Here is a 14446-nt window from a genome sequence, read left to right on the forward strand (position 1 = left end):
ACGACGCGGTGGAGTAAACGAACATGAATCTCTCAAAATTCTTCATCGACCGGCCGATCTTTGCCGGCGTGCTGTCGCTACTGATGCTGATAGCGGGCCTGATCGCCTTGCGCGGTCTGCCGATCTCGGAGTACCCGGAAGTCGCGCCGCCCTCGGTGGTGGTGCGCGCCCAGTACCCCGGCGCCAACCCCAAGGTGATTGCCGAAACCGTGGCCACGCCGCTGGAAGAGCAGATCAACGGCGTCGAAGGCATGCTCTACATGGGCAGCCAGGCCACCACCGACGGCGTGCTCACGCTCACCGTCACCTTCCGCCTGGGCACCGATCCCGACAAGGCGCAGCAGCTGGTGCAGAACCGCGTCTCGCAAGCCGAGCCGCGCCTGCCTGAGGAAGTGCGGCGCCTGGGCATCACGACCGTCAAGAGCGCACCCGACCTGACGATGGTGGTCCACCTCGTCTCGCCGAACAACCGCTACGACATCAACTACCTGCGCAACTACGCGGTGCTGAACGTGAAGGACCCGCTCGCGCGCATCGAAGGCGTGGGCCAGGTGCAGATCTTCGGCGGCGGCGACTACTCGATGCGCGTCTGGCTCGACCCGCAGAAGGTCGCGCAGCGCGGCCTGTCGGCGAGCGACGTGGTGGCTGCCATCCGCGGCCAGAACGTGCAGGCCGCGGCCGGCGTGGTCGGCGCATCGCCGGGCCTGTCGGGCGTGGACATGCAGCTCTCGATCAATGCGCAAGGGCGCCTGCAGAGCGAGGAAGAGTTCGGCGACATCATCGTCAAGAGCGGAACCGACGGCGCCGTCACGCGTCTTCGCGACATCGGCCGCCTGGAGATGGGTGCCGCCGACTACTCGCTGCGCTCGCTGCTCAACAACGACCCGGCCGTCGGCATGGGCGTGTTCCAGGCGCCGGGCTCCAACGCGCTCGACATCTCGGCCAACGTCCGCAAGACGATGGAAGAGCTCAACAAGAACATGCCCGAGGGCCTGGAATACCGCATCGCCTACGACCCGACGCAGTTCGTGCGCGCATCGATCGAATCGGTGATCCACACGCTGCTCGAAGCCATCATGCTGGTGGTGCTGGTCGTGATCCTGTTCCTGCAGACGTGGCGCGCCTCCATCATTCCGCTGCTGGCCGTGCCGGTGTCGGTGATCGGCACCTTCGCGGTGCTGCACATCCTCGGCTTCTCGATCAATGCGCTGAGCCTGTTCGGGCTGGTGCTGGCCATCGGCATCGTGGTGGACGACGCCATCGTGGTGGTGGAGAACGTCGAGCGCAACATCGAGGCGGGGCTCACGCCGCGCGAGGCCACGTACCGCGCGATGCGCGAAGTGTCGGGCCCCATCATCGCGATCGCGCTGGTGCTGGTGGCCGTGTTCGTGCCGCTGGCCTTCATCAGCGGCCTCACGGGCCAGTTCTACCGCCAGTTCGCAGTGACCATCGCGATCTCGACCGTGATCTCGGCCATCAACTCGCTGACGCTGTCGCCCGCGCTCGCCGCCTTGCTGCTGCGCGGCCACGACCAGCCCAAGGACGCGCTGACGCGCGGCATGGACCGTGCGTTCGGCTGGCTGTTCCGCGGCTTCAACAAGATGTTCCATCGCGGCTCGGAGGCCTACAGCGGCGGCGTGAAGAGCGTGATCTCGCGCAAGACGCTGATGCTGGCGATCTACGTGGCGCTCATCGCCGTGACCTTCGGCCTGTTCAAGGCGGTGCCCGGCGGCTTCGTGCCGGCGCAGGACAAGCAATACCTCATCGGCTTTGCCCAGCTGCCCGACGGCGCCACGCTCGACCGCACCGACGAAGTGATCCAGCGCATGGGCGAGATCATGAAGAAGAACCCGAACGTGGAAGACGCCATCGCGTTCCCGGGCCTGTCGATCAACGGCTTCACCAACAGCTCCAACTCGGGCATCGTGTTCGCCACGCTCAAGCCCTTCGACCAGCGCAAGCGCGCCGACCAGAGCGGTGGTGCGGTGGCGGGCCAGCTGAACGGCGCGTTCTCGAGCATCCAGGACGCCTTCATCGTGATGTTCCCGCCGCCGCCGGTGGCGGGCCTGGGCACCACGGGCGGCTTCAAGCTGCAGCTGGAAGACCGCGCCTCGGTCGGCTACGACCAGATGGACGCGGCGGTGAAGGCCTTCATGGCCAAGGCACAGCAGGCGCCAGAGCTGGCCGGCATGTTCACGAGCTGGCAGGTCAACGTGCCGCAGCTGTACGCCGACATCGACCGCACCAAGGCCCGCCAGCTCGGCGTGCCGGTGACGGACATCTTCGACACCATGCAGATCTACCTCGGTAGCCTGTATGCGAACGACTTCAACAAGTTCGGCCGCACGTACTCCGTGCGCGTCCAGGCCGATGCGCCTTACCGCGCCCGTGCCGAGGACGTGGGCCTGCTGAAGGTGCGCTCGACCTCGGGCGAGATGGTGCCGCTGGCCGCGCTGATGAAGGTGAACTCGACCTTCGGCCCCGAACGCGCCATGCGCTACAACGGCTACCTGGCCGCCGACATCAACGGCGGTCCGGCGCCGGGCTATTCCTCGGGCCAGGCGCAGGACGCGATCGTCAAGATCGCGGCCGAGACGCTGCCCAAGGGCGTGAGCTTCGAGTGGACCGAGCTGACCTACCAGGAAATCCTGGCCGGCAACTCCGCCTTCCTGGTGTTCCCGCTGGCCATCCTGCTGGTGTTCCTGGTGCTGGCCGCGCAGTACGAGAGCCTGACGCTGCCGATCGCGATCATTTTGATCGTGCCCATGGGCATCCTGGCCGCCATGACCGGCGTGTGGATCTCGGGGGCGACAACAACGTCTTCACGCAGATCGGGCTGATCGTGCTGGTGGGGTTGAGTGCGAAGAACGCGATCCTGATCGTGGAGTTCGCACGGGAGCTCGAGTTCGCCGGACGAACGCCGATCCAGGCCGCCATCGAAGCCAGCCGGCTGCGCCTGCGCCCGATTCTCATGACCTCGCTGGCCTTCGTCATGGGCGTGCTGCCCCTGGTGCTGTCGACCGGCGCGGGCTCGGAGATGCGCAAGGCCATGGGCGTGGCGGTGTTCGCCGGGATGATCGGCGTGACGGCCTTCGGCCTGTTCCTGACGCCGGTGTTCTACGTGCTGATGCGCCGCCTCGCGGGCAACAAGCCGCTCAAGCTGCATGGCGAAGTGCCGCACGGCGAGGACTTCGTGTCGGCCGGGCATCCCGCCGCACCGTCGAGCGGCGGTTCGGGCGGTGGCCTGCATCCGGTGCCTGCCTCGCCGCGTCCTTCGCACGGTTCGCATGACTGATCGAGAAGAAAGCTGATCATGAAATTCTCAGTACAACCCCTGGTGAAGCCCGTTCGCAACGCATTGCTGCCGCTGATGGCCGCCCTGGTGCTGGCCGGCTGTGCCACCGTGCCGTCGGGCCTGCCCGAGATCACGACCACCGCGCAGTTCAAGGAGCAGGGCAAGGACGCGCAGGGCGCCACGCCGCCGGCCGGCTTCACGCGGGCCGCGCCTTCCGAGGCGCAGGCGCGCGGCGCCTGGTGGCTGGCGTTCAACGACCCGGCGCTCAACGTGCTGGTCGAGAAGGCCGACGTGAACAACAACAACATCCAGGCCGCCGCGGCGCGACTGGCGGAGGCCCGCGCGCTGGCGCGCAGCGCCAATGCCGACCGCCTGCCGCAGATCGGCCTGGGTGCAGGCGCCAACCGCGGCGCCGGGCTGGACAAGGCCACGGCCAGCACCCGCCCGGCCACGATGACCAACATCGGCGCCACCTTCTCGTACGAAGTCGACCTGTTCGGCCGGCTTTCGGGTGCGAGCAACGCGGCCAGGCTGGACGCGGCCGGCCGCGAGGCGTTGCTGCAGAGCACGCGCCTGGCGGTGCAGGCCGAGGTGGCGCAGACCTACCTGCAGCTGCGCGCGCTCGACGCCGAACGCGCCCTGGTGCGCGAGCAGGTCGAGGCCTACCGCGACACGCTGCGCCTGTCGCAGCGCCGCGAGCAGGCCGGCGACATCGCAGAGCTCGACGTGGCGCGCGTGCAGACCGAGGTGTCGTCGACCGAGTCGGACGCGCTCGCGCTCGACCGCCAGCGCGCCCAGGTGGAACACGCGCTGGCCGTGCTGGTGGGCGATTCGGCCTCCAGCTTCGCGCTGGGCACGGCAGAGTGGTCGACCGCGCTGCCCTCCATTCCGCCCGGCGTGCCCGCCACGGTGCTGACGCGCCGGCCCGACGTGTCGGCCGCGCAGAGCGCGGTGCTGGCCGCGCAGGCCCGCGTGGGCGTGGCGCAGGCCGCGTGGTTCCCGGACATCTCGCTGACCGGCGCAGCCGGCTATGCCTCGCCCGAGATCGGCGACCTCTTCAAGTGGTCGGCCCGCTCATGGGGCGTGGGCGCGCTGCTTTCGCTGCCGATCTTCGACGGCGGCCGCCGCGAGGCGGGCGTGCAGGGCGCCAATGCGCAGCTCGACGGTGCGCTGGCGAGCTACCGCACGCAGGTGCTGACCGCGTTCCAGGAGGTCGAGGACCAGCTGGCCGCGATCCGCATCCTGCAGGAGCAATCGGTGGTGCAGGCGCAGGCCGTCACCTCCGCCCAGCGCGCCACCAGCCTGTCGGACACGCGCTATCGCAACGGCTACATCAGCCAGCTCGACCTGCTGGACGCCCGCCGCAGCGAGCTGCGCAACCGGCGCCAGGCGCTGCAGGTGAAGTCCGCGCAGTACCAGGCGGCGGTGGGCCTGATCCGCGCGATCGGCGGGGGCTGGGACGTCCCGGCGCCGGTGGCGGCGGCTGGAGCGCAGACGGTGGCGGCGCGCTGAGCGCACCGCCCACCGGTCACGCGGAGGACCGCAGGAAAGATTGAACCCCTGAAAGCCGCAGAGGCGGCCTTTGCGCCGCCACGGATTCAGCCTTGACTGGCTGGGCCTGTGGCGGCGCTTATTTTTTGCAGTTCGGCCACGCCCATGGCGAGCGCGTTGGAATAGCTGGTCTGCGGGCGGTCGGCCACGCGGTAGACGCGGTAATCGAGCGTTTCGGACGACTCGCCGCCGTGGTGGGCTTCGAGCAGCGTCCAGTAGAACTGTCCGGGTTCACGTTCTTCGATGGCGAGTGCCAAATCGTTCAAGGCTGGCATGGGTCCCTGGTTGCTATGCGTTGTTGAAGCCGTATGTACGCAAAAAAAGGTACTTTTGGTTTCGTCGGAGAGCATTGCAAGGCTCAAGGTGTGAAAGATGTCGCATTTCGTGGGGTGCCGGCGGGCCTCAACGACAATCCGCCGATGAGTTCAACGGCGAAGGCAAGAGCAAGGGCGAACAGCGGACCGGCGCGGGCCGTCATGGTCCTGGGCACCACCAGCGGGGCTGGCAAGAGCTGGCTCGCCACGGCGCTGTGCCGCTGGTATGCGCGGCGCGGCCTGAAGGTGGCGCCTTTCAAGGCGCAGAACATGAGCAACAACGCGCGCGTGGTGGACGGCGGCGAAATCGGCAGCGCCCAGTATTTCCAGGCGCTGGCCGCCCATGCTGTGCCCGAGGTGCGCATGAACCCGTTGCTGCTCAAGCCCGAGCGCGACACCCACAGCCAGGTGGTGCTGATGGGGCAGGTGAGCGAGGCACTCTCGGCCCTGCCGTGGCGCGGGCGCAGCGAACGCGTGTGGCCGCAGATCGCCCAGGCGTTGGACGAACTGATCGCCGAGAACGACGTGGTCGTCATCGAGGGCGCCGGCTCGCCGGCCGAGATCAACCTGATGGCCAGCGACATCGTCAACATGCGGATCGCGCGCCATGCCCAGGCACGCTGCCTGCTGGCCACCGACATCGACCGCGGCGGCGCCTTCGCCCACCTGTACGGCACCTGGGCGCTGTTGCCCGAGGCCGACCGCGCGCTGCTGCGCGGTTTCGTGCTCAACAAGTTCCGCGGCGACGCGACCTTGCTCGCCCCCGCACCGCAACAGCTGCAGGAACTGACCGGCGTGCCTACCGTGGCCACGCTCCCGATGTGGTGGCAGCACGGCCTGCCCGAGGAAGACGGCGTGTTCGACGACCGCAGCCGTTCCAGCGGCACCGTGACCCGCACCGTGGCCGTGGTGGCCTACCCGCGCATCAGCAACCTCGACGAATTCCAGGCGCTGAAGAACGTGCCGGGCGTGCGGCTGGTCTGGGCGCGCACGCCGGCCGACGTGGCGGCGGCCGACTGGATCGTGCTGCCCGGCTCCAAGCACACCAGCGGAGACCTGGCCTGGCTGCGCGCGCAGGGGCTGGATCGCGCGGTGGCCGCGCACGCCGGGCGCGGCGGTGCGGTGCTGGGCATCTGCGGCGGATTGCAGATGCTGGGCGAGGCGCTGGTCGATCCGCACGGCATCGACGGCAACGCGCCCGGCCTGGGCCTGCTGCCGCTGGTGACGGTGTTCGCGCGCGAGAAGACCGTGCGCCATCGCGCCGCGACCTTCGGCGAACTCGCCGGTGCCTGGGGAGCGCTTTCGCATGTGCCCGTGGCCGGCTACGAGATCCACCACGGCCAGACGGCAGCCCATCCGCAGATGGCGCAGGACGGCCAGGCCGTCATGCCCGAAGGACTGGCCTGGCAGAACGCGCGCGGCAACGTGCTCGGCATCTACATGCATGGCCTGTTCGAGGACGCGGGCGCGCTGCACGCGCTGTTCGGCGCCTCGGCGCCCACGCTCGACGCCACCTTCGACGGCCTGGCCGACTTCATCGACACCCACTTCGACGCCGGCGTGCTCGCCGGACTGATTGCATGACCGATCCGAACCCGAACATTTCCGAGCTGATCGACATCACCGACGCCGCGCTGGCCGCGCGCCTGCAGGACAAGCTCGACAACAAGACCAAGCCGCTCGGCGCGCTCGGCCGGCTCGAGGCGCTGGCATTGCGCATCGGCGCCATCCTGGGCACGGAGAACCCGGTGCTCGAAGCGCCGCAAATGCTGGTGTGTGCGGGCGACCATGGGCTGGCGGCGCGCGGCGTCTCGGCGTATCCGAGCGACGTGACCTGGCAGATGGTCGACAACTTCCTGTCCGGCGGCGCGGCGGTGAGCGTGCTGGCGCGCCAGCACGGCCTGTCGCTCACCGTGGTCGACTGCGGCGTGCGGCGCGACTTCCAGGCGCGCCCGGGGCTGGTGTCCCGCCGCATTGCCGAAGGCACGGCCGACGCATCGCAAGGCCCGGCCATGACGCCCGCGCAGTGCGCGCAGGCCATCGCCAACGGCCGCGACGTGGTGCGCGCGCTGCCGGGCAACGCGCTGCTGCTGGGCGAAATGGGCATCGGCAACAGCTCGTCGGCCGCGCTGCTGCTGTCGCGCCTGGCCGGGCTGCGCATCGACGACTGCACCGGCGTGGGCACGGGGCTCGATGCCGCCGGGCTCGCGCGCAAGCGCGAGGTGCTGCGCCAGGTGCTCGCGCTGCACGCCTCGGCCAGCGCGCCGCTGGACGCGCTCGCGGCCTTCGGGGGCTTCGAGATCGCCACGCTGGTCGGCGCGGTGCTGCAGGCGGCCGAGGAGCGCCGCGTGATCGTGGCCGACGGCTTCATCGCCAGCTCGGCGGTGCTGGTGGCGCAGGCGCTGCAGCCGCACGTGACGCAGCGCTGCGTGGCGGCGCACTGCTCGGCCGAGCCGGGCCACCAGCTGCTGCTGGAGCGGCTGGGGCTCGACCCGCTGCTGAATCTCGACCTGCGCCTGGGCGAGGGCTCGGGCGGCGCGCTGGCGTGGCCGCTGCTCGAGTCGGCCTGCCGCATCCTGCGCGAGATGGCCAGCTTCGAGGCCGCGGGCGTGTCGCGCAAGGACGCCTGAACCCGGATGAACGGCGTGCGCCATTTCCTGATCGCGCTGCAGTTCTTCACGCGGGTGCCGGTCACCGGCCCGCTCGCGGCGTGGGTCGGCTTCAGCCCGCAGATGCTGCGCGCGAGCGCGGCGCACCTGCCCGGCATCGGCTGGCTGGTGGGCGCGGTGGCGGCGCTGGTGTTCACGGGCATCGGCATGGGCCTGCCCGGCGTCGCGGGCGCGCTGGTGGCCGCGGTGCTCAGCACCGTGGTCACCGTGATGATGACCGGTGCCTTCCACGAAGACGGACTGGCCGACGTGGCCGACGGGCTGGGGGGCTCGGCGCAGCGCGACCGCGCGCTGGAGATCATGAAGGACTCGCGCATCGGCGCCTTCGGTGCGGTGGCGCTGGTGCTGGCGCTGGGCCTGAAGTTCGCGCTGCTGGCCGCGCTCGCGGCGCGCGGGCTGCAGGGCGCGGCGGTTGCCATCGTCGGCGCGCACGTGCTGTCGCGGCTGATGCCGCTGTTCCTGATCCGCTGGCTGCCCTACGTGGGCGACAGCGGCGCCAGCAAGGCGAAGCCGCTGGCGGATGCGATCACCGGCGGTGCGCTGCTCGTCGCGCTGGTGTGGACGCTGCCGGCCGTCGCGTTGCTGCTCGCCGCGCACGACGCGGTGCACGTCGGGGCGGCCGTGCTGGCGGCGCTGATCGCAGCGGGCTGGATGGCGCGGCTCTTCCTGCGCCGGCTGCAGGGCTTCACCGGCGACGGGCTCGGCGCGACGCAGCAGGTCTGCGAACTCGCGATCTACCTCGCGCTGGCGTGGGGTGCATGAAGCCCGCTCGCCGCACGCTCTGGCTGCAGCGCCATGCGCCGGTGATCGCCGAGCCGGGCCTTTGCTATGGCGCGACCGACCTGCCGGCGCATGCGGACGCCACGCTGGCGGCGGCCCGGGGCATCGCGCCGCTGCTGCCGGCCGGCATCGTGCTGCGCAGCTCGCCGCTGCGGCGCTGCGCCGGGCTGGCCGATGCCATCGCGGCGCTGCGTCCGGACCTGACGGTGCAGCACGATGCCCGCCTGGCCGAGATGGATTTCGGCGCCTGGGAGGGCCGGCCCTGGTCGTCCATCGCGCGCGCCGATTTCGACGCCTGGACCGCCGATTTCGCCGATGCGCCCGCCGGCGTGCACGGCGAGAGCGTGCGCGCCTTCATGCAGCGCGTCGCCGGCGCGCACGACGAATGGCTGGCGGGCGAGGGCGATGCGCTCTGGGTCACCCATGCCGGCGTGCTGCGCGCGGTGACGCTGCTGCAGCGCGGTGTGCGCTGCGCCGAGGCGGCGGCCGACTGGCCGGCCGGCGAGCTGGCTTTCGGCGGCTGGCTGAGCTTCGAGCGCTGAGCCGCGCCGCTACTTGCGGCCGTCGCGTGCGAGCTCGTGCCGCATGCGCTCGGCCACGGCGTCGCGGCCGTGCGCGTCGAGCTTCAGGTAGATGTTCTTCAGGTGCCACTTGACGGTGTCGAGCGAGAGACCGAGCGTCAGCGCGATCTTCTTGTTCGGCAGCGACTGCAGCAGCAGCTCGGCGATCTCCGCCTCGCGCAGCGTCAGCAGGCGGGTCACGCTGCGGTCTTCCGGAAAGCGCGTGGTCGGGGGCGGTGCGGCGGTTTCGTCGCGCAGCGACCTGGCCAGCGCCTCGATGCGTTCGGCGTAGAACACCAGCACCGGGTCGAGCTGCGGCTCGGTGGCCACCGTGCGGATGAGCGCCAGCGCGTTGTCGTGCGCGCTCAGCAGGGTCTGCATCAGGCCCAGCCGGTGGCCCAGGCGCAGGGCCGCGCGCACCCGCGCCGCCGACGCGCCGCCACGGCCGAGCCGGCGCTCCACCTCGGCCGCGTGCAGCAGCAGCGAGACGACGAGGTTGACCTGGCCGCGCTGTTCGTAGCGCTCGCGCAGGGCTTCGATCTTCGCCAGCGCAAACGGCAGCTCGCCGTCGTGCACTGCCAGCACGATGCGCGCGCGCGCCAGAACGTCGCCGATCTGGCGCAGGGTGCGCGGGTCTTCGTCCGGGTGGCGGGCGTGCAGGGCGTCCAGTTCCTGGAACGACGCACGCGCCGCGTCGACGTCGTTGCAGGCGAGCTCGACGCGCAGGCGCTCGAACAGCACGCAGGCCAGCGCCCGGTCCATCCGGTAGCGCTGCAGGAATCCGGCCGCCTGCCCGAGATGGGCCAGCGCCTCGCGCAGCCTGCCGGCGGCCTGCTGCGCGCGGTTCGACACGATGATCATGCGCAGCGTGGTGTCGGGAATGAGCCCGTCGTGCGTGCCCAGCTGGTCCTGGATGAAGCGCGCCGCGACGATCGGGCCGTGCTGCTCGTACAGCACCTCGACCAGCAGCTGCGCGGTGAGACGGGCCGCCTCGGCGCAGCGTGCGCCGCGCTCGTGCGCCTCGCGCAGCACGTTGCGGTAGATGCGCTCGGCCCGTTGCATGTGGCCCTCGACCGCATACGACAGCCCGATCAGGCACTGGCCCACCAGCGCACCGAAGAGGGTGCCGACGATCGGCTCGCCGCCGATCATGGGCGGCGGCTCGTCGCGCTGGATGCGGCGCGCCTCGTCGAACTCGCCGCGGTGCAGGTAGAGCCAGCTGAGCACGTTGCGGCGTCCGGCCAGCGCGAAGTCGTCGGCCTCCGGCGGTGCCTCGAGCAATTCGGGCAGCAGCCGCGAGACGGCGTCGTTGTCGTCGCTGCGGATGGCGAGCAGGCAGTCGAGCAGGGTGAGCCGGTAGCGCATGGCCGGCTCGAGGCGGGAGGCCTCCGCACGCAGACGCGCCACCGTGCCGGCGCAGTCGTCGAGCCGGTATTCGGCCAGCTCGACCCAGCCCATCCAGAGACGGAGGTTCGGGTTGGTGCACAGCGTGGCGGGGTCGAGCTGGCGCACCAGCGAGATCACTTCGCTCATGCGGCCCTGCAGGAACAGCGTCAGGGCGCCGCGCTCGGCCAGCCGGCCGGCCGCGTCGGTGTCGCCGGCCGCCAGCGCGTGCCGCACGTCCTCGTGGTGCATGCCGCGCAGCGTGAGCGACTGCCAGGCCGACACATGGACCTTGCGCTGCTCCGCCTCGGGCCAGGCGCCGAAGTCGAGCAGCAGCACGGCGCGCGCCAGCGGGTGCAGCTGCCACCAGCGCTCGCCGGCCATCCGGTGCGGCAACGCGGTCAGCAGGCCTTCGCGCACCATCGGTTCCAGCAGCTCGGCGCACAGCGGCGCGGTGTAGCCCTCGCCGGCGAGGTCGGCGCACAGGGCGGCGCTGAACCGGGCGGTGGCCGCGCACAGGGTGAGCAGGCGCCGCTGCGTCACCGACAGCCGCGGAAACACATGGGCGCGGAAGTACGCGGCAAAGGGCTCGGGGTCGGGCCGCCCGTGGAGAAGCGGCGACGGCGTGCCGCGCCGGCGTCGCACCTCTGCGCCGGCCAGCCGCAGCAGGGCGGGCCAGCCCTCGGTGAGCAGGTGGATCGCGGCGGCCGCGCGCTCGTCGATGCAGGGCAGCCGCATGCGCAAGTAGTCGAGCGACTCCGCCAGGGTGAAGCGCAGGTCTTCGTTGCGCAGCTCGAGCACCGACTTCGACACCGGCGCGTGCGCCATGGTCACCGGCAGGTGGTCGCGCCCGGCGAATACGCACAGGAGGTTGGAAGGCGCGTATTCGACGAGCAGCTGCAGCGCGTTCAGCACGTTGCCGCTCTCGGCGCGGTGGGCGTCGTCCACGATCAGCACGATCCGGCGGCCGTGGGCGGCGACGCCGCGCACCAGCGCAATGACCAGGCGCTCAATGGCGTCGGCGTCGGGCCGCGCATGCACCACCGCGGCGCGGGGGATGGCGGAGTCGATGCCGGCCAGCGCGGCCATGAGGGCGGCCATGAACTGCAGGTCGCCCCCCTCGATGTCGGCCAGCCGTACCCAGGCGATGTCGATTTCCGCCGCCACCAGCTGGCGCTGCCAGGTCAGCAGCAGCGAAGTCTTGCCGAAGCCCGGGGGCGCACGCAGGACGATGCACCGGCGCTGACCCGGCTCCGGGCCGGCAAGCCGGTCGAGAAGGGCTTGGCGGACCAGCAGGCGCCGGCTGCGTGTGCGCAACGCGGGCGCACCAGGGAGAAAGTCGGGTTGCATCTGTCCTGAATTCTCATTCATACAGGTGGCCAAAAATTGCAATTCTCAGGGTTTGCCTACCCCGCCCTTCGAGGGTGGGGTGGCGCAAGGAACCCGCGCCGATGACGGATGAAACCATCATGGAGCTCCCCACATGTTCGATCTGTCGAATCTCAAAATCGGTGCACGCCTGGGATTGGGTTTTGCCTTGTTGCTGCTGTTGCAACTGGTCATTACCGGCATCGGGCTGCACCAGATGACGAATCTGTCGGACCGCATCGCCTTTGCGACCGAGGTCGGCGCGCGCAAGCTCGACCTGCTGAACAACGTGCAGTCGGCCATCGGCAAGCGGGCGATCGCGGCGCGCAACCTGGCGCTGGTGGCGGACCGGGCGGCGCAGAAGGGCGACGTCGACCTGGTGACGCGCTCGCAGCAGGAGATCGACACCGGCATGGCGAGCCTGGGAACGATCATCGCCAACCCCGTGTTCGCCAGCGACGAGGAGCGCCGCATGTTCGAGAAGCTGCGCACGCTCGAGGCGCAGTACCTGCCCATCGCCCAGAAGGTGCTGACGCTGGCCACCGGCCAGCAGACCGACGCCGCCATCAAGATGCTGACGCAGGAATGCATGCCGCTGCTCAACCAGGTGCTGGCGCATGTCTCCGGCTTCCAGGAGCTGCTGAAGAAGAGCGCCGACGAAAGCGCCGCCTCGGCGCAGGCGACCTACCAGAGCGCCCGCTGGCTGATGCTGGCGATCAGCGGCGCCTCGCTGGTCGGCGGGCTGCTGCTGGCCTTCCGCATGACGCGCTCGATCACCCGGCCGCTCGGCCAGGCGGTGAGCGTGGCCCAGCAGGTGGCCTCGGGCGACCTGACGGCGCGCATCGAGGTGACCGACACGTCGGAAGCGGGCATGCTGATGGGCGCGCTGCGCTCCATGAACGACGAGCTCGCCAAGGTGGTCGGGCAGGTGCGCGCCGGCACCGACTCGATCGCCACCGCATCGGGGCAGATCGCTTCGGGCAACCGCGACCTGTCGTCGCGCACCGAGGAGCAGGCCAGCTCGCTCGAGCAGACCGCCGCGTCGATGCAGGAGCTGACATCGACCGTGAAGCAGAACGCCGACAACGCGCGGCTGGCCAACCAGCTGGCCGGCTCGGCCTCGCTCGTGGCGTCGCGCGGCGGCGAGGTGGTCGAGCAGGTGGTGGAGAAGATGGCGTCGATCAACGCGTCGTCGAAGAAAGTGGTGGAGATCATCAGCGTGATCGACGGTATCTCGTTCCAGACCAACATCCTGGCGCTGAACGCGGCGGTGGAGGCTGCGCGCGCCGGCGAGCAGGGGCGCGGCTTTGCCGTGGTCGCCTCGGAGGTGCGCAGCCTGGCGCAGCGCTCGGCGGCGGCCGCCAAGGAGATCAAGACGCTGATCGGCGACTCCGTGGGCGAGGTGGATGCGGGCAGCGCACTGGTCAACGAGGCCGGCAAGACCATGGAGGAGATCGTGGGCAGCGTGCGGCGCGTGACGGACATCATGGCCGAGATCACCGCGGCGAGCCAGGAGCAGTCGGCCGGCATCGAGCAGGTGAACGACGCCATCAAGCAGATGGACCGCACCACGCAGCAGAACGCGGCGCTGGTGGAGGAGGCCTCGGCTGCGGCGCAGTCGATGAACGACCAGGCCGCGGGCCTGGTGCATGCGGTCAGCATGTTCAAGCTGCGCTGATCGGGGCGCGCGGCCCGGCCGGTGCCGATTCAACCGGGTCCGGCCCGGCTCAGTTCTTCTGGCGCCACTGCTCGCGCCAGAGCCTTTCGAGCTGCGGCGCCAGCGCGGGCGGCGGCGCGCCGACCAGCTTGTTGCGCCCGTCGCGCTGCACCAGCCCGTAGATGCCGCCGGAGCCCTGGTCGTAGAGCGCGATGGCGTTGTTGTCGTGGCAGTCGTGCGGCTTGCAGAAGGCGTGCAGCAGGTAGCGGGTGCCGTCCACCGTGACCCATTGCGGCTCGGGCGCCGGGCCCTCGCGGCGCACCAGCCAGCGGTCGGTCTCGCGCGGGCCCAGCGCCTTGAGCCACGCCTTCTGCATGGCCGGGCCCTGCGCGAGCGCGGCGGCTGCCGGTGGGCGGCGCCGGCGCCCTGGCGGCGGGCTGGACTTCGCCGGACGGCGGCGCCGCACGCGCGGCACCGTCGCAGCGCCAGTAGCGCAGTTTCATCATGTCGGGACCGAGCTGGCCGGCGACCGGCTTGTCGGCGTCGAGCGTGACCGACTGGCCGCGCGCGTCGCGGTAGACGAGGAAGGTCATGGCGCCGGCCTTGCCGACCTCGCTCATCAGCGCCACGTCGAATCCGGCGGGCGGCGGGCTGTTGCCGAAGAAGCTGTAGGCGGTCTGCGGCGCGCGGCCGACCACGCGGCGCTTGCCGCTCTCGGCGATCAGGGCGTCCTGGCGCACCTGCAGCGTGGGTGCGCCGGCGTCGCCGCACGCGGTCGACCAGCGCCCGCCATAGAGCGCCATGGCGTCGGGCGCGAGGCCGCCGGCGGGCTGCGCCCATGCCGCAGCGGGGGTCGCCGCGAACGTGGC

Annotated in this window: 9 protein-coding genes and 1 pseudogene; 7 read left to right on the forward strand and 3 right to left on the reverse strand. The window is 70.7% G+C overall.

Features of this window, described 5'->3' with window-relative positions; genetic code table 11:
* Positions 1-23: 23 nt before the first annotated feature.
* Positions 24-3295, forward strand: a pseudogene (locus AACL56_RS13970) (efflux RND transporter permease subunit).
* Between the two features lie 18 nt (positions 3296-3313).
* Complete coding sequence (locus AACL56_RS13975; RefSeq protein WP_339090411.1) at positions 3314-4807, forward strand: efflux transporter outer membrane subunit; 1494 nt, start codon at positions 3314-3316, stop codon at positions 4805-4807.
* An 86-nt stretch (positions 4808-4893) separates the two neighbouring features.
* Here AACL56_RS13975 and AACL56_RS13980 read toward each other — a convergent pair whose 3' ends face one another.
* Complete coding sequence (locus AACL56_RS13980) at positions 4894-5196, reverse strand: hypothetical protein (RefSeq protein WP_339090412.1); 303 nt, start codon at positions 5194-5196, stop codon at positions 4894-4896.
* Between the two features lie 69 nt (positions 5197-5265).
* Here AACL56_RS13980 and AACL56_RS13985 point away from each other — a divergent pair, with 69 nt between their 5' ends.
* Genes AACL56_RS13985 through AACL56_RS14000 form a run of 4 tightly spaced genes read left to right on the forward strand, consistent with a single transcriptional unit; the run spans position 5266 to position 9151 of the window.
* On the forward strand, positions 5266-6744 hold the full coding sequence (locus AACL56_RS13985; RefSeq protein WP_425337014.1) for a cobyric acid synthase: 1479 nt from the start codon (positions 5266-5268) through the stop codon (positions 6742-6744).
* A complete protein-coding gene (gene cobT, locus AACL56_RS13990) occupies positions 6741-7790 on the forward strand; it encodes a nicotinate-nucleotide--dimethylbenzimidazole phosphoribosyltransferase (RefSeq protein ID WP_339090414.1) in 1050 nt (349 codons plus the stop codon). Before AACL56_RS13985 ends, cobT begins: the two co-directional genes overlap by 4 nt.
* A gap of 6 nt (positions 7791-7796) precedes the next feature.
* Positions 7797-8591: an adenosylcobinamide-GDP ribazoletransferase gene (locus tag AACL56_RS13995; RefSeq protein WP_339090415.1), complete on the forward strand. Its 795-nt coding sequence runs from the start codon at positions 7797-7799 to the stop codon at positions 8589-8591.
* Positions 8588-9151 (forward strand): histidine phosphatase family protein, encoded by a 564-nt coding sequence (locus AACL56_RS14000; RefSeq protein ID WP_339090416.1) that lies wholly within the window; start codon positions 8588-8590, stop codon positions 9149-9151. Before AACL56_RS13995 ends, AACL56_RS14000 begins: the two co-directional genes overlap by 4 nt.
* A gap of 9 nt (positions 9152-9160) precedes the next feature.
* Here the strand turns inward: AACL56_RS14000 and AACL56_RS14005 are convergent, their stop codons facing one another.
* Positions 9161-11902, reverse strand: a complete 2742-nt coding sequence (locus tag AACL56_RS14005; RefSeq protein WP_339090417.1) for a LuxR C-terminal-related transcriptional regulator — start codon at positions 11900-11902, stop codon at positions 9161-9163.
* Positions 11903-12035: 133 nt separating this feature from the next.
* Here AACL56_RS14005 and AACL56_RS14010 point away from each other — a divergent pair, with 133 nt between their 5' ends.
* A complete protein-coding gene (locus tag AACL56_RS14010; protein WP_339090418.1) occupies positions 12036-13598 on the forward strand; it encodes a methyl-accepting chemotaxis protein in 1563 nt (520 codons plus the stop codon).
* A gap of 49 nt (positions 13599-13647) precedes the next feature.
* Here AACL56_RS14010 and AACL56_RS14015 read toward each other — a convergent pair whose 3' ends face one another.
* Complete coding sequence (locus AACL56_RS14015; RefSeq protein ID WP_339090419.1) at positions 13648-13953, reverse strand: Ivy family c-type lysozyme inhibitor; 306 nt, start codon at positions 13951-13953, stop codon at positions 13648-13650.
* Positions 13954-14446: the final 493 nt, after the last annotated feature.

Origin of the sequence: Variovorax paradoxus (assembly GCF_902712855.1) — a bacterium.
Lineage (GTDB): Bacteria > Pseudomonadota > Gammaproteobacteria > Burkholderiales > Burkholderiaceae_C > Variovorax > Variovorax paradoxus_Q.